The following is a 16,094-nucleotide window of genomic DNA, read 5'->3' on the forward strand; positions in this document are numbered from 1 at the left end:
ATGAAAAACTTTATTAAAATTTATAAGTATGCATTATTTTTAAGTATAATACTATTAGGGTGTAATGATGACGAAATTGTATTAGAAAAAAAAGATGCTTTAAAAAACCTAACAGCGATATCAAAAATTGAAGCAGTCACATTACAATGGGATTTACCATTAGATGGTGTAAATAATTACATTATAACGTACACCCCTGGAGATGAAAGTCTATTAGTTAATGATGGTACTATGAACGAAATAACCATAGAAAATCTTGAGTCAGATGTAGAATATACTTTTACAATTTCATGGCTAGATAACCAATTAATGGCCTCAAAAACAGTGTCAGTTTCAGAAACCCCAAAAATTAGACCCCCAGGTACATATTCTGGTGATTTGATTATTGGTAATCAGTCAGATTTAGATATTATTGAACTGGCAAATCAAGCAGCTTTAGAAGTAATTGATGGTAACTTAAAAATCATATCTGATGGCTCTGACAATACTTTTGATTTATCAAAATTAAAAGACTTAAAAAGAGTAATAGGAACTATTGAGATTATGAATAACCCAATCTTATCGAATTTAAGCAATTTATCAGAATTAACAATAATTGAAGGTGGCAAGATTACGATTGAAAATAATAGAAACCTTGTTAACTTTTGTGGGTTATCAAATGTACCATCGTCGATAAATTCGACCATTTCAGGAAATGGTTTTAATCCAACATTTACAGATATAAAATCAGGTAATTGTAAAACAGATGATTTAATTTATATAGATTTCCCAAGATTTAACACGCAAGCAGAAGTAGATGCATTGCCAGATGGTATAACACATTTTCCAGGAGAATTAATAATTGGTCTTGATGCCTCTACAAATGATATAACAGATCTTTCTAAATTTTCAAAATTAAGACGTATAGAAGGTAGGTTAATTATACAAAGATCACCTTTGTTAACAGATTTAACTGGTTTTCATTCTTTGGAGTTTATAGGTGCTACTCCATCAGATGAACTTGTGATAAGACAAATGGATGGTTTAGTAACATTAGATGGTCTTCAGGCTTTAATTCATGTTGGTAGAAGAATAGGTATTAGAGAAAATCCTGTTTTACAAACCTTAGAGGGTATTAATAGTATAAGGAGTATTGGTGAAAATAAAATTAATATTGGTGCGTGTGGTAGTGCAAATAGCGGTAATCCTCAATTAACAGATTATTGTGCCCTTACTGGTATTATCGAAAGATTTACAATACCTGTTTTAGAGCTAGGAGGTTCTTGTATAGATAGTTACTCTTCTTTTAACCCTAGCTTTCAAGATATATTAGATGGTAATTGTAAGAATTAAAAAGAGGATGAATTTAAAGTTAAGAGTTTTTATTTTATTTAATTTTATTTTTTTGAGTTGTAGTTCTGAAGAAGCTCCTCAAATTGATTCAGATCCAGATCCAGATCCTGTTGCTACAGTAAAGCCATCTTTTAATAAGGTTAAAAGTATATTGAGAAATAATCCAACTTCTGAATATGTAATGGTTTTGGCTCATAGAGGAGGGTTTGTAAGTACTCCAGAGAATAGTATTTCGGCAATCCAAAATAGTACTGATATAGAAGTAGATATTGTAGAAATGGATGTACAACTTACAAAGGACAATAAATTAGTTGTGATGCATGATACTTCTATAAATAGAACAACAAATGGTTCTGGTCTAGTAAGTGATTATACTTTGGCAGAATTACAACAGTTTCGATTGTTAAATCCAAATGGTAGTTTGTCAGAAGAAAATGTACCTTCTCTTAAAGAAGCTCTTACTTTTAGTAAGGATAAAATGCATTTATTTTTAGATAAAGGCCATGATTATTTAGACTTAATTTATCAAGATTTAGTAGCCACAAATACGGCTAATCAAACTTTAATAGGAGGTACTTTAACGTGGTTTCAATTTAACAATCAATTTTCGAATTTAATTGGTAAAATAAATTACATTCCTAGAGCAGGTTCTGGGCAAACGTTAGAGTATATAAATAGTTTTGAAAGCAGTATAAATCCAATAGCGTACTTTCCAAGTTGCGATCTTATTTCTTCAAATAACGATGTGTTTGATAAAATTAAAGAGAATAATAAATGGATATTTAGTACAACACTTATTGGTTCTAATTGTTCTGAAGTAGTCCTTGGCAGCGAAGCTATTTGGAATTGGGAAATTACACAAGGAATAGATGGCATATTTACTGATAAATCTCAAGAGTTGGTAACGTTTTTAACCGAAAAAGGACTACATAATAATGAATAAAATATTTAAAATTTTATCTTTTTTCTTTCTGATCTTAATCAGTTGTTCAAAAAATGATACTCACATTATAATTCAAGGCCATGCACATAATGATTATGAACATAAACGTTCTCTATTTGATGCATTAGAAAATGGATTTATTTCTGTAGAAGCTGATGTTCATTTGATAAACAATCAGCTATATGTATCTCACTTTAAGCCTTCTGTTATAGATAGTACAAAAACACTTGAAAATTTATACCTAAAACCCCTTAGTAATATTGTTTCTAAAAATAATGGTAGCGTCTATAAAAATTATGATGGTTTTTTTTACTTGATGATTGATGTGAAAACCGAAGCAGATTCTTCTTATGTAATACTAAAAAATATTTTAAATAAATATGAAGAAATTATTTCTAAAGTTAATAATGAGCAAAAAGAAACAAATAAGCCTATTAAGATAGTTATCACTGGTCATAAAGGGAGACCTTATAATCAAATTCTTGAAGAAAAATCAACTTTAATGTCTATCGATGGCAGGTTTAAAGAATTAGATAAAAATATTTCTTATGAATTAATGCCTTACATAAGTGAAAATTATAAACATTATTTTTCTTACAAAGGAGATGGAGAACCTTCGTCAAAAGATATAAAAACAGTGTCTGAAATGGTAAGTAAAACGCATCAAGAAGGCAAAAAGTTGAGGTTTTGGGCATCACCAGACAAAGAGAAAGTATGGCGTTTTTTACTCGATAATAAAGTAGATTTAGTTAATGTAGATAGTCTTCAAAAATTCAATAAATATATAACCAAAAGAAAAAATGATAATTTAAAGTAATTAAAACTTTCATTTTTTTAATCAATTTATTTACAAATGCATACAAAAGCCAAATTCCTAATTTGTTTAATTTTCTGCATATTATTTTTTAATGGTTGTAAACCAAAAGCTAAAGAAAATGCACAAAAAAAATCTCATGTTAAAAATGTAATACTTTTAATAGGCGATGGCATGGGAGTATCACAAATATCTACAGCTTTTTATTTCAATGATGGCATTTCAAATTTTAAAAGATTTAATAATATTGGTTTTATTAGAACTTCGTCAGCGTCCCATTTAATTACAGATTCTGCTGCCGGTGCTACCGCTTTTTCAACGGGTAAAAAAACATATAATGGTGCTATAGGAATGAACATAGATTCTCTTCCTCAAAAAAATATAGTTGAAGTGCTATCTAAAAAAAATCTAAATACAGGTCTAATCGCAACTTCTTCAATTACACATGCTACACCAGCTTCTTTTTTTGCACACGTAAAATCTAGAGAATTACCAGAAGATATTGCAACTTGGTTACCAATTTCAGATATAGATTATTTTGCCGCTGGTGGTTTGAAATATTTTAATAAAAGAAAAGATAGTATAGATTATTTGAAAAGAATGAGAGACAATGGTTTTATTATTTCACTTGACTCCAAAGACCTCAAAGAAAATTTACAAGATAAGAAAAAATATGGTTTTTTATTAGCTGAAGATGGTATGCCCAAAATGTCTGAGGGTAGAGGTGATTTTTTAATCTCAGCAACAGATCAAGCACTTTCTTTACTATCTAATAAAAATAAAGGTTTTTTTCTAATGATTGAAGGTTCTCAGATTGATTGGGGTGGTCATAATAATGATGCAGATTATATTATTAATGAAGTAAAAGATTTTGATAATACCATTGGCAAAGTTTTAGATTTTGCTGAAAAAGATGGTAATACGCTAGTGGTTATTGTTGCGGACCATGAAACAGGTGGTTTTACCTTAGCATCGTCACAAAAAAAAGACGAAAACAATAAATTAATTAATGATTACAATAATATCAAACCATCTTTTTCTACAAAAGGTCATTCTGCCACTTTAATACCTGTATTTGCGTTTGGTCCAAAATCAGATAACTTTAGAGGTGTCTATGAAAATTCAGAAATTTATGAAAAGATATTAAATTCCTTAAATAATTAGATTTAATAATTACATTGACTTTCTATCAATAAAATTAAAAGGTACTTTAAACTTTCCCTTTTCTTTTTTTACAATCAGTTTAGCAGCCATAACTCCCATTTTTTTAAAATTTGTTGAGATAACAGCTATTTCAAGTAACTCTTTTAAAGGTGTATCATTATATGATATAACCCCAATTTCTTTTCCTAAAGCATATTTTTTTTCCGTATTTGTTTTATCAAATTTATTAAATCTGATTCTTCAATAGTAATAAATAAATCACCTTTTTTAATATTATATCCTTATAAATCTCATTTAAAATTTCAAAGTCTAAATTGTTTTCTACACAAAACTTCCGAAAACCATTTAGAATTCTTTTAGGATAGGGGTATTGTAATTTTTCTGGATACACTAGAAATATTTTTTTATATTTTTTATTTTACTTTGTGCTTCAATTAATGCAAAATAAATATCATTTTCAAAATCTTGATATATTTCATTGTGTTCATCATTAATATTTAATAAATTATCAAGAATAATTAATTTTTTAAATGGTATTTTATTTATAACTTCATTTATCGCTTTAGTTGAACTTGCATGAATTAAATCGTTAGTTTTAAAATGAGGCATAATTACATAATAATCATACCCCCCAAATTTTTTTTAAAATATTTAAAAAAATAGACTCTTCACAATGATAAATATGTAGATCTACATGATAATTTAAACCTAATTTTTTAATGAATGAGTCGTAAATTTTCATTTTATAGGAACTCATTTTATTTACTAAAAAAATAATATTTACCTTAGAAATTAATTCTGTCCTACAAATATAATTACCCTTTCCTCTAATAGAAACAATAACTTTCTTCTTCTTCAGTATATTATATGCCTTTTCAACAGTATCTCTTGATAAATAATATTCTTCACTTAAAGAGTTAATGGAAGGGATTTTATCATTAATATTAAAATTTCCATTTGAAATGTTATCTATAATTGAGTCAACTATTTGTTGGTACTTCGGTATTCGAGAATTTTCATCTACTGTAATAAAATTAAACATAAATTTTTATTAATCTTTAGATTAAAATAAAGTAACTTAAGGGCAAATTATGAAAATTTAACGAAAAAACAAGGATTATTACATTACAAATTCTGAAAATTATAATATAATTTATAATTCCACAGTACAGTGCAGTACAGTACAGGACAGGAATACTTTTGTGTTCATATAAATTAGCTGTATAATACATTAATATACCATATGGACACTAAAATTAAGAAATTTAAATACGTAGATTATTTGTGGGACAAAAAAAGAGCAGATGCTTTAGGAGATGATCAAGTAGCTTTATTTTTATATCGTTCTAATATTTTAGGAGCAGATTTAAGAATTACCAATTATGGTGGTGGAAACACAAGCTGTAAAACCATAGAGAAAGACCCTTTAACAAATGAAGAAGTTGAGGTTATGTGGGTAAAAGGTTCTGGAGGAGATATTGGAACATTAGATAGATCAGGTATTGCAGGTTTATATACAAGTAGATTACGTGATTTAAAGAAAGTGTATAAAGGTTTACATGATGAAGATAGGATGGTTGGTTTGTTCAATCATTGTATTTACGATTTAGATAGTAAAGCACCATCAATAGATACTCCTTTGCATGGTTTATTACCATTTGCTCATATAGATCATTTACATCCAGATGCATTAATTGCAGTTGCTGCTGCAAAAGACAGTGAAAAAGTTACCAAAGAAATTTGGGGAGATACCATGGGTTGGGTTCCTTGGCAAAAACCAGGATTCGACTTAGGATTGCAATTAGAAAAGTGTCTAGAAGATAATCCAGGAATTAGAGGAATCGTTTTAGGTTCTCATGGTTTATTTACTTGGGGAGATACTTCATATGAATGTTATATGAACAGTTTAGAAGTTATTGAAATGGCCTCTAATTATATCGAAGAAAAAATAAAGGAAAAAGATGTAGTTTTTGGAGGACAAAGATTAAAGAGTATACCAAAAGCAGCACGCTTAGACAAAGCAGCACAATTAATGCCTTTATTAAGAGGACTGTGTTCTTCTGAAAATAGAATGATTGGCCATTTTACAGACGATCCTATAGTTATGGAATACATTAATAGTTATGATCTAGAAAGATTGGCTCCAATGGGTACATCTTGTCCAGATCATTTCTTGAGAACAAAGATTCAGCCGTTAGTATTAACTTTAGAGAAGAACGAAGATCTAAATGATGCCGATGCTATCTTAAAAAAAATAGAGCCTGCTTTTGAAGCCTATAGAGCCGAATATGCAGATTACTACAATACTTGTAAAAAAGATAATAGTCCTGCAATGCGTGATGCAAACCCTGTAATAATTATTTATCCAGGAGTCGGTATGTTTAGTTTTGCAAAAAACAAACAAACGACAAGAGTTGCTAGCGAGTTTTATATCAATGCAATTAATGTGATGAGAGGTGCTGAAGCAATAACCTCTTACACTTCCTTACCAAGGCAAGAAGCTTTTGATATAGAATACTGGTTATTAGAAGAGGCTAAATTATTACGTATGCCAAAAGAACAACCGTTATCAAGAAAGGTAGCTTTTATTACCGGTGCTGGCGGTGGTATTGGAAAAGCAATTGCTGATAAATTAGCGGCAGAAGGAGCAAATGTCGTATTGACAGATATTAATGAGCAAAGTTTAATCGCAGCAAATGCAACATACAAAAGAGATGTATCTACCTATGCAATTTGCGATGTTACAGATACAGAATCTATAGCAAATGCTTATAAAAAAGCGTGCACTGAATTTGGTGGTGTAGATATTGTGGTTCACAGTGCTGGTTTAGCAATATCAAAGCCGTTGGAAGACACTACTGATAAAGATTGGAATATCTTACAAGATATTTTGGTAAAAGGTCAATTTGACCTCATAAAACAAGCCGTTGCTATTATGCGCAAACAAGGATTAGGAGGCGATTTTGTTCCAATTGCAAGTAAAAACGGATTGGTAGCCGGGCCAAATAATGTAGCCTATGGAACTGCAAAAGCAGCTCAACAACACATGTCGAGATTATTAGCAGCAGAATTAGGAAAGGACAAAATAAGAGTGAATGTTGTAAATCCAGACGGTGTTATTGTTGGTAGTAAAATTTGGGAAGGAGCTTGGGCCGAAGGCAGAGCAAAGGCGAACGGAATAACAGTAGAAGAATTGCCAGCATTTTATGCAAAAAGAAATTTATTAAATGAAATTATTACACCAGATGATATTGCAAATGGAGTATTTTCGTTAGTAGGAATTTTAAATAAGTCTACAGGAAATATTATAAATGTTGATGGCGGAATGGCAAATGCATTCGTTAGATAACTAAAAAACAGTAAATTATAAATAGAGTAAAAGCTTTTATAAATTTAGTATTTATAAAAGCTTTTTTTGATAAGAAGCAGAAAGTATGAAAATACAAAAAGAACAAATCTTAGATTACAATACTAAAGGTTTGCAGAATCACAATGAAAACTTTGATTTTTTAACTAATAAATTGTCTAAAAACGGTCATAAAGTTGAAGAAATTATATCAAAATTATCAGAGTTTCAAGTAGCAATTCCAAGTTGGGCATTAGGTGCTGGTGGAACTCGTTTTGGACGTTTTTCTTTTTATGGCGAACCTTCAAGGCTAGAACAAAAATTAGAAGATGTTGGCGTTCTACACGCATTAACAAAAACTGCAGGAGCTGTTTCTTTACACATTCCTTGGGATATTCCTCAAGATTATGCAGCCGTAAAACAACAAGCTGATGCTTTAAACATAAAGTTTGATTCAGTAAATTCAAACACGTTTCAAGATCAAAAAAACGCAAAAGAAAGTTACAAATATGGTTCTTTAAGCAATACAAGTCAAGCAGTTCGGGAGCAAGCAATTGCTCATAATTTAGACGTAATTAACATTGGAAATAAATTAGGTTCTAAAAGTTTAACGGTTTGGTTGGCTGATGGATCTTGTTTTCCTGGACAAAATAATTTTCAAACTGCTTTTCAAAATACCCAGGATAGTTTAAAAGACATCTATAAAGGATTACCAGATGATTGGAAAATGTTAATTGAATACAAACCGTATGAGCCAAATTTTTACAGCACAGTTATCCAAGATTGGGGTGCTTCTTTAATGTTGGCAAACGGTTGTGGAGAAAAAGCTTTTACTTTGGTTGATTTAGGACATCATTTACCAAATTCTAATATAGAACAAATTGTTTCTATTCTACAATTAAAAGGGAAACTAGGTGGTTTTCACTTTAATGATAGTAAATATGGAGATGATGATTTAACGGTTGGAAGCATTAAACCGTATGCATTATTCTTAATTTTTAACGAATTGGTATATGGAATGGAAAACAACCCGCAAAACCCAGATTTAGCTTGGATGATAGATGCTAGTCATAATGTAAAAGATCCTTTAGAAGATTTAATTCAATCTTTAGAAGCCATTCAAGAAGCATTTGCAAAAGCATTATTAATTGATCAAGACGAATTAAAAGCAGCGCAATTAGACAATGATGTTGTAAAATGTCAAGAGATTTTGCAAGGTGCTTACAGAACAGATGTGCGTCCTTTAATAGAAAGAGCTCGTTTAAATTCTGGTGGCGTTATTAGTCCAATAAACGCATACAGATCTTTAGATGTTAGAAATCAATTGATAAAAGAAAGAGGTAGAAACACCGTAGCAACAGGTTTATAATATTTAGAATGAAACAAAAAGTTACCGCAGTTTTTGATATCGGAAAAACCAATAAAAAGTTTTTTTTGTTTAATGAAGATTTTAAACAAGTTCATAAAGAATACATAGAATTTGATGAAATTGTAGATGAAGATGGTTTTCCTACAGAAAATTTGCCAGCATTACAAAAATGGTTAAAAGAAGTTTTTAGTCTGATTTTAAAGGCCGAAAAATTTGATATAGAAGCAATTAATTTTTCAACGTATGGAGCTAGTTTTGTTCATATTGATGAAAATGGGGATCCTTTAACACCGTTATACAATTATATTAAACCGATAGATCAGAAATTAATAGACGATTTCTTTGCAAAATATGGTCCAAAAGAAGAATTTTTGAAGCAAACAGGATGCTCAGATTTAAGCATGCTAAATTCAGGAATTCAATTGTATTGGTTAAAATATAGAAAGCCAGAAATCTTTAAAAAAATTAAATACTCTTTACATCTTCCGCAATATTTAAGTTATGTTTTTACAGGCATTCCTTTAAGTGAATATACGAGTATTGGTTGCCATACAGCTTTGTGGAATTATGATAAAAAAGATTATCATGACTGGGTTTATGCAGAGAATTTACATAAAATTTTGCCTCCAATTGTTTCTACGGAAACCAGTATAAACATGAATTATAATGGCAAACGCATTAAAATAGGAGTAGGAATTCATGATAGTTCTGCCGCACTTTTGCCGTATGTAAGAAGTATCAATAAAAATTTTGCATTAGTTTCTACAGGTACTTGGAGCATTGTTTTTAATCCGTTTACTAAAAAACCAATTGCTGAGAATACGGAAGATGTAAACACTATTAATTACATGCGTATTAATGGTAAACCAGTAAAAGCAACCCGTTTATTTTTAGGAAATGAATACAAAATTCAGGTTAAAAAATTAGACGAACATTTTGGGGTTTCAGGCGATTTTCATAGAAATGTGTCTTTTGATTATGATGTATTTTTCGAAATTATGAAAGATTTTCAACCATGTTTTAAATGGGAAAGTATCAAGGTATCTAACATGCCTAAAAAGACAAAAATTACCTATAATAAGTTTGAGCATGCGTATCATCAATTAATGATAGAACTAGTAACATTACAACTAGAAAGCATTAAAAAATGTATTGGTACAGATGCCATAAAAAGATTATATATTGATGGTGGTTTTAGTAATAATGATTTATATATTAAATTATTATCACACTATTTTAGAGGTATGAAATTACGAACTACGGATGCCTCTTTAGGGTCTGCACTTGGCGCTGCAATTTCAATTTCTGATAAAAAATTAAATTCAAAATTCTTAAAAGAAAATTATTCACTTAAAAAACATGTTCCTTTTATAATAAAATAATTAGCTATGACTTTAACATTTGACTCCCGATATCCGTCAATAGACGACTTAAGAACTAGAGCGCAGCAAAAGATCCCAAAATTTGCTTTTGAATATTTAGATGGCGGCTGTAATGAAGATGTAAATTTACTTAGAAATACATCAGAATTAAGAGAAGTACAATTAAAGCCTAATTATTTAAGAAATCATGGAGGCTCGTCAACTAAAACAAAATTATTTGGCATAGAATACGACGCTCCCTTTGGTATTTCCCCAATTGGTCTGCAAGGATTAGTTTGGCCAAATTCGCCAGAAATCTTAGCAAAAGCTGCTTTTAATCATAACATCCCGTTTATTTTAAGCACAGTGACTACCACAAGTATAGAAAGAGCATCAGAATTAACAGAAGGGAAATCTTGGTTTCAATTATATCATCCCACAGAAGATAGATTAAGAGACGATATTATTAGTAGGGCAGAAGCTGCACATTGCCCGGTTTTAGTTATTTTATGTGATGTGCCAAGTTTTGGTTTTAGGCCAAGAGATATTAGAAATGGTTTGGCAATGCCGCCTAAAATGAATTTAAATAATATTTTACAAGCTTTTGGAAGACCACATTGGAGCTTACAAACCTTAAAACACGGCATACCTGGTTTTGCAAATTTAGTACCATACATGCCAAAAGGTCTAGATTTAAATCAATTGGGTAAATTTATGAATGATACTTTTTCTGGACGCTTAAACGAAGAGAAAATTAAGCCAATTCGTGATATGTGGAAAGGCAAGTTGGTGTTAAAAGGAGTAGCTTCTCATTATGATGCAGAACAAGCAATACGTTTAGGTATAGACGGTATTATAGTTTCTAATCATGGTGGAAGACAGTTAGATGCAGGAGAATCATCTATAAAACCATTAAAAACGATTGCAGAAAAATATGGCGATCAAATAGAAGTAATGATGGATAGTGGCATTCGTTCTGGTCCAGACGTGGCAAGAGCTTTAGCATCTGGCGCAAAATTTACTTTTATGGGACGTTCTTTTATGTACGGAGTTTCTGCACTCGGCAATAAAGGAGGAGATCATACAATTTCATTATTAAAAACAGAACTACAACAAGTAATGGAACAAATTTGTTGCGAACGAGTAGAAGATTTTCCAAATCACTTAATATAATCAACCAAACGAACACAAATAGATGAGTCAAGTTAGCATAGAGTCAGATCAAATTGAAGAAATTGCTGGAGGAGAATTTGAAAGAGAGCCAGTGCCAAAATCAAAATTAAAAGGTTGGAAAAGCTTTTTGGGTATGTACGCAGGCGAACACGCTGCAGGTACAGAGTTTATGATTGGTCCGTTGTTTTTAACGGCCGGTGTAAGTGCGTTCGATTTAATTATTGGTTTGTTATTAGGAAATCTTTTAGCGGTTTTAAGCTGGCGTTTTTTAACGGCAGAAATTGCTGTTAAAAATAGGCTGACTTTATATTTTCAACTAGAAAAAATTTGTGGTAAAAAATTAGTGACCGGTTATAATTTAGCAAACGGAATTTTATTTTGCTTTTTAGCAGGTTCTATGATTACCGTATCGGCAACGGCTGTTGGCATTCCTTTTGATATGCCAATGCCAAAATTGTCAGATACGTTACCAAATGGGCTTACTTGGGTAATTATTGTTGTATTAATTGGTGCAGTTATATCAATAATTGCAGCACGTGGTTATGATACTGTTACAAAAGCAGCTAACTGGATGTCTCCAATTATTGTTGTTGCGTTTATAGCTTGTGGTATTCTAGCTCTTAATCAATTAGGTGTAAGTAGTTTTTCTGATTTTTGGAATATTTGGGGAGAAGGTTCAGAACCTTTTCCAGGACAATTAAAATTCACTTTTTGGCATGTTGTAATATGGTCTTGGTTTGCAAATGGTGCGATGCATATTGGTATGTCGGACTTATCTGTATTTAGGTTTGCTAAAGAAGCAAAAGCAGGATGGACAACGGCTGCGGGAATGTATGTTGGTCATTACATGGCTTGGATAGCTGCGGCCTTATTGTATGCAGTATATTTAAAATCTCCGGAAGCATTAGCATTCTTAAATAATGGGGAAGCACCGCCAGTTGCTCCAGGTCCCTTAGCACACAATGCTATTGGTGTTTTCGGAATTATCGCTGTGGTTTTAGCTGGATGGACCACTGCAAACCCAACAATTTATAGAGCAGGTTTAGCTTTTCAAGCAATTTTACCAAAATTATCAACAGCAAAAGTTACTATTCTAGCAGGTGCTTTGGCAACGGTTGCAGGTTTATTTCCTGCATTTGCAATGAAACTCTTAGGTTTTGTGGCTCTTTACGGATTTATTTTAGCCCCTTTTGGAGCCGTTATTGTATTTGAACATTTCTTTGCAGAAAAGATTGGTATTACTAAAAATTACGCAGAAGTTGCCGGTATTACTTTCAATAAGTCCGTGTTTTATGCATGGTTGATTAGTTTTGGGGTATTCTATTTTATTTCGATTCAATTTGATGTGTTCTTATCTTTTGTAACGCTTCCTGCCTGGTTGCTGTGCGGTGTTCTATTTTTAGTGTTTAGTAAACGTTTTCAAAGGAAGTAATAAATAATAACCTTTAATATAAAAATAAAAAGATGTAGCAAAAGCTATGTCTTTTTTTTGCTAAATAAATAAGAGTAATGAAAATATAAAACAACTAAAATAATTGCAAAAAAAATGAAAAAGAATATCCCTTTAGTTGACCAATATTATGTTCAACAAAAAGAACACGCCTTAAAAAAATAACCAAAACTGAAAAATTAAAAAGTCATATAAAACAAGCAAAAGAAGTTTTTCACGCGTTAAGTTTATCCAAAAGACATCCAATGCATCAACGTTAGAAGTGAGGGCTTTGGTAGAAAACTAATCAACCAGATGAAAGAGCATTTTGGTAAGCAACCTCATCAATTTATTACAGTGCAAGAATTCTCAGAATACAGTGGTATTGATCAGGAAACAGTAAATTAATACCTTTTGAAAGTTTCTTAATTTAAGGTGTCATGTTTTTTTACGTAGGATTTTTTTGCCGTTTTTTATCAAGCATTTCAATATATTTTAATTAATTTTATACAGTTTTAGTCCTTTAAATTTTGTATTTTTATAACAAGATTGAATATCAAGTTACATCAAATTATTATAATTGAAAGGTCAACAATTCGGTCAACAAAATTTATAAAGTTAATTAAAAGCACTGTGTTTATAGTGGTTTCGGAAATAAGTTCGAGTCCCGTCCAGACCGCGAAAAGGTTCATCGAAAGATGAGCCTTTTTTCTTTTTCTTAATGTTTTCCTAGGTTTAAAGACGGTTTTAGAGTTAAGGTGAATTATACGGAATTAAGCTAAATAAATAAAAAACATCCGCTACGTGCCTACTTATATTTTTTTTGGGATCAAGACCAGAAGTTGTGGAATTTAAGAAGTAGTTATGAATGTTTAAGAGTCTAAATATAATATTTACGTTAAGCGCATTGAATATAAAGAAATGATTGTTAACTTGCACTTTAAAGAATTTTATTTGGATTTAAAAAAAAATATTAAAAAAATATCGTTAGTATCTATATTTTTTTGTGTGTTTTCTTGTTAGTGGCTTCTAATTTTGTATCTAAGAGTTCAGTTTTATTAGGTAAAACAACTATTAGTAAACAATTAAAAGAGGAGCTTCCTTTTTTAATAGAGCGACATCCTGAAAAGGCAACGAACGATGTGCGACAAAAATTGGATTCATTATTAAAGCGTATTAATAAAAGAAATGATTTTAACGGGGCGATATTAGTAGCAAAGGATGAAAAATCTTATATAGTAGTCAGGTAGGATTCGCAGATTTCAAAAAGAAAGTTCCCCTACATAAAGAATCTGTATTTCAATTAGCTTCCGTAAGTAAGCAGTTTACAGCGGCTGCGATTATGCTATTGAAAGAGCGAAATAAAATTAAACTTACAGATACTGTAAACGCTTATTTTCCGGATTTTCCTTTTAAGAATGTAACCATCAAGAATCTTTTAAATCATACTTCCGGATTGCCGAAATATTTTTGGGTAGCAGAGCATGAATGGAAACAAAAAAAAGCGCCAACAAATAATGAGATGATGGAATTTTTAGAATCAAGTAATGCGAAGCGGTACTTTAAACCAGGACGTAATTTTGATTATTCCAACACAGGTTATTTTGTGTTGGCTTCAATTGTAGAAAAAGTTTCTGGTACTTCTTTTAGTTCCTTTTTAAAAAGCAATATTTTTGAACCGTTGCAAATGACACATTCGTATGTATACAGTTTTGAAAACGATAGTATTAAAGAAAATCAATTAGATGGGTACCGATTGTATAAAGGTTGGAGACATTTAAAAATTCGCAGCACTATAAATGATGCTATTGTTGGTGATAAAAATGTATATACGACTGCCGAGGATTTGTTTAAATGGACTCAAGGATTAAACACAGGAAAACTGCTTACAAGAACATCACTAGACCTTATGTATTGTAAAGGGGAAACTTCTGATGGAAAAAAAGTGCCTTATGGTTTTGGGTTTAGAATTGATACAAATGAAGAAAAAAGTATTTATCATCATGGAAGATGGAACGGATTTAGTACAGCACTTACAAAATATCTGAAAGAGGATTTAGTAGTTATCGTTTTAGAGCATACTAGTTACAAGGATATGCATTCACTCAATAAAAAAATAAGGCAAATTATTGTTGAAAATTTCGGTACTTAACTTTCTAAGAATAATTATATAGTCATTATCCTTCCTTATAACTTGTTGTGAATTTAGTTTAAAGGTGGGGTATTTTAAAATTAGGCATAAATATGGGATCAACTTAATCCGTATTACACTCTTCAAAATAAAACTTTTTAGCAGATAATTTCTTGTTATTTTTTTTGGTTTTAAGAATACGAAAACTACCTATTAAGCAATATTTTAAAGGTAATTTTAAACTTATAAACTCACATTTCATAGCAACCTTCGGTAGATTTTTTTTTGTGAATTTATATTTTATATACAAAGGGGAAGTTGAAATTTCTTCGATGTTGCTATTTGCTTCAAATAAATGATACAAATCTTCTTTTGTAACCATTTTTTTAGCCAAAACCTCTTTCGCTGCTATTTTCATAACTTTTCTAAAATAACGACTTATCCGCAGTTTTTCTTCTTCCATATTTTATTATATAGTTGTGAAAATCTAATTTACATAAATTTATATTGATGTTAGTTCAAAAGATATAATTCTATAAGAAAATGCTTTACTGTTTTATTGATCACAATTGCAAATTCCTTCTTGTATCGAATTGTATCAAACAGAAATGTATATTATTATATGGAATACCAATAAAAGCGACCAAAAAAAAGTGCGAATCCAATTTCTTTGTATCAGCAATTTTAAAAGCTTTTGATTCGTGTTTCCTTCGGATATTTTAAAATGTAGTGGAGCAAAACTTAGAAAAGTAAATATCCACAGAAATAGTACGATTAATAAAGTAAGAATAGTTGTAAAGTTTTGTTTTAAAAATACCGCAACTATTGCTAAAGTCAGTTGTGAAAGCATTAAAGGAACAACAACAATTGCAATACTATTTGTATATTTTTGATGCCATTTAATTAAGTTTTCTGATTTGTAATAGGTAAAACTTGGATAAATAATAAGTTGAACCATCCAAATAAGTACAACCAATCCGGCATCGACTAAAAGTGAAATTTGTAAGATAATTTGCGAATAGTCCAGCATCA

Annotated in this window: 12 protein-coding genes and 1 pseudogene; 10 read left to right on the forward strand and 3 right to left on the reverse strand. The window is 30.6% G+C overall.

All coding sequences use genetic code 11. The annotated features are described in order from the left end of the window. Genes BST83_RS01110 through BST83_RS01125 form a run of 4 tightly spaced genes read left to right on the forward strand, consistent with a single transcriptional unit; the run spans position 1 to position 4,253 of the window. The gene (locus BST83_RS01110) at positions 1-1,332 is read left to right on the forward strand and encodes a hypothetical protein (protein WP_104808197.1); all 1,332 of its coding nucleotides are present in this window, start codon (positions 1-3) and stop codon (positions 1,330-1,332) included. Between the two features lie 52 nt (positions 1,333-1,384). After that, positions 1,385-2,275, forward strand: coding sequence for a glycerophosphodiester phosphodiesterase family protein (locus BST83_RS01115; RefSeq protein WP_170062703.1), 891 nt, complete (start codon positions 1,385-1,387; stop codon positions 2,273-2,275). Beyond that, positions 2,268-3,092, forward strand: a complete 825-nt coding sequence (locus BST83_RS01120; RefSeq protein WP_104808199.1) for a PI-PLC domain-containing protein — start codon at positions 2,268-2,270, stop codon at positions 3,090-3,092. The genes BST83_RS01115 and BST83_RS01120 overlap by 8 nt, the downstream gene beginning before the upstream one ends. A 36-nt stretch (positions 3,093-3,128) precedes the next feature. Then, the gene (locus tag BST83_RS01125; protein ID WP_104808200.1) at positions 3,129-4,253 is read left to right on the forward strand and encodes an alkaline phosphatase; all 1,125 of its coding nucleotides are present in this window, start codon (positions 3,129-3,131) and stop codon (positions 4,251-4,253) included. 9 nt (positions 4,254-4,262) lie between these two features. On the opposite strand, the pseudogene BST83_RS01130 reads toward BST83_RS01125, so the two are convergent. Then, a pseudogene (locus BST83_RS01130) lies at positions 4,263-5,295 on the reverse strand (GntR family transcriptional regulator). A gap of 201 nt (positions 5,296-5,496) precedes the next feature. Between BST83_RS01130 and BST83_RS01135 the strand changes: the two are divergent. From BST83_RS01135 to BST83_RS01160, 6 genes are all read left to right on the forward strand, one after another. Then, positions 5,497-7,602, forward strand: a complete 2,106-nt coding sequence (locus BST83_RS01135) for a bifunctional aldolase/short-chain dehydrogenase (protein WP_104808201.1) — start codon at positions 5,497-5,499, stop codon at positions 7,600-7,602. A gap of 85 nt (positions 7,603-7,687) precedes the next feature. After that, positions 7,688-8,968 carry a sugar isomerase gene (locus tag BST83_RS01140; protein ID WP_104808202.1) on the forward strand — a complete coding sequence of 427 codons (1,281 nt, stop codon included), beginning with the start codon at positions 7,688-7,690 and terminating at the stop codon, positions 8,966-8,968. 8 nt (positions 8,969-8,976) lie between these two features. Continuing rightward, positions 8,977-10,350, forward strand: a complete 1,374-nt coding sequence (locus BST83_RS01145) for an FGGY-family carbohydrate kinase (RefSeq protein WP_104808203.1) — start codon at positions 8,977-8,979, stop codon at positions 10,348-10,350. A gap of 6 nt (positions 10,351-10,356) precedes the next feature. Further along, positions 10,357-11,502 (forward strand): alpha-hydroxy acid oxidase, encoded by a 1,146-nt coding sequence (locus tag BST83_RS01150; RefSeq protein ID WP_104808204.1) that lies wholly within the window; start codon positions 10,357-10,359, stop codon positions 11,500-11,502. 22 nt (positions 11,503-11,524) lie between these two features. Next, positions 11,525-12,934: a purine-cytosine permease family protein gene (locus BST83_RS01155; protein ID WP_104808205.1), complete on the forward strand. Its 1,410-nt coding sequence runs from the start codon at positions 11,525-11,527 to the stop codon at positions 12,932-12,934. Between the two features lie 1,225 nt (positions 12,935-14,159). Then, positions 14,160-15,083 carry a serine hydrolase domain-containing protein gene (locus tag BST83_RS01160; RefSeq protein WP_240614598.1) on the forward strand — a complete coding sequence of 308 codons (924 nt, stop codon included), beginning with the start codon at positions 14,160-14,162 and terminating at the stop codon, positions 15,081-15,083. Positions 15,084-15,186: 103 nt separating this feature from the next. Here BST83_RS01160 and BST83_RS01165 read toward each other — a convergent pair whose 3' ends face one another. Both BST83_RS01165 and BST83_RS01170 read right to left on the reverse strand, forming a co-directional pair. Then, on the reverse strand, positions 15,187-15,525 hold the full coding sequence (locus BST83_RS01165) for a hypothetical protein (RefSeq protein WP_104808206.1): 339 nt from the start codon (positions 15,523-15,525) through the stop codon (positions 15,187-15,189). A gap of 135 nt (positions 15,526-15,660) precedes the next feature. Further along, positions 15,661-16,092 carry a hypothetical protein gene (locus BST83_RS01170; protein ID WP_367889114.1) on the reverse strand — a complete coding sequence of 144 codons (432 nt, stop codon included), beginning with the start codon at positions 16,090-16,092 and terminating at the stop codon, positions 15,661-15,663. Positions 16,093-16,094 lie beyond the last annotated feature (2 nt).

Origin of the sequence: Polaribacter filamentus (assembly GCF_002943715.1) — a bacterium.
GTDB lineage: Bacteria > Bacteroidota > Bacteroidia > Flavobacteriales > Flavobacteriaceae > Polaribacter > Polaribacter filamentus.

Bases quoted from the DNA above. Each gene is read 5' to 3' on its own strand.
- BST83_RS01110 (WP_104808197.1), top strand. From the start codon at position 1: ATGAAAAACTTTATTAAAATTTATAAGTATGCATTATTTTTAAGTATA.
- BST83_RS01120 (WP_104808199.1), top strand. From the start codon at position 2,268: ATGAATAAAATATTTAAAATTTTATCTTTTTTCTTTCTGATCTTAATC.
- BST83_RS01125 (WP_104808200.1), top strand. From the start codon at position 3,129: ATGCATACAAAAGCCAAATTCCTAATTTGTTTAATTTTCTGCATATTA.
- BST83_RS01135 (WP_104808201.1), top strand. From the start codon at position 5,497: ATGGACACTAAAATTAAGAAATTTAAATACGTAGATTATTTGTGGGAC.
- BST83_RS01140 (WP_104808202.1), top strand. From the start codon at position 7,688: ATGAAAATACAAAAAGAACAAATCTTAGATTACAATACTAAAGGTTTG.
- BST83_RS01145 (WP_104808203.1), top strand. From the start codon at position 8,977: ATGAAACAAAAAGTTACCGCAGTTTTTGATATCGGAAAAACCAATAAA.
- BST83_RS01150 (WP_104808204.1), top strand. From the start codon at position 10,357: ATGACTTTAACATTTGACTCCCGATATCCGTCAATAGACGACTTAAGA.
- BST83_RS01155 (WP_104808205.1), top strand. From the start codon at position 11,525: ATGAGTCAAGTTAGCATAGAGTCAGATCAAATTGAAGAAATTGCTGGA.
- BST83_RS01165 (WP_104808206.1), bottom strand. From the start codon at position 15,525: ATGGAAGAAGAAAAACTGCGGATAAGTCGTTATTTTAGAAAAGTTATG.
- BST83_RS01170 (WP_367889114.1), bottom strand. From the start codon at position 16,092: ATGCTGGACTATTCGCAAATTATCTTACAAATTTCACTTTTAGTCGAT.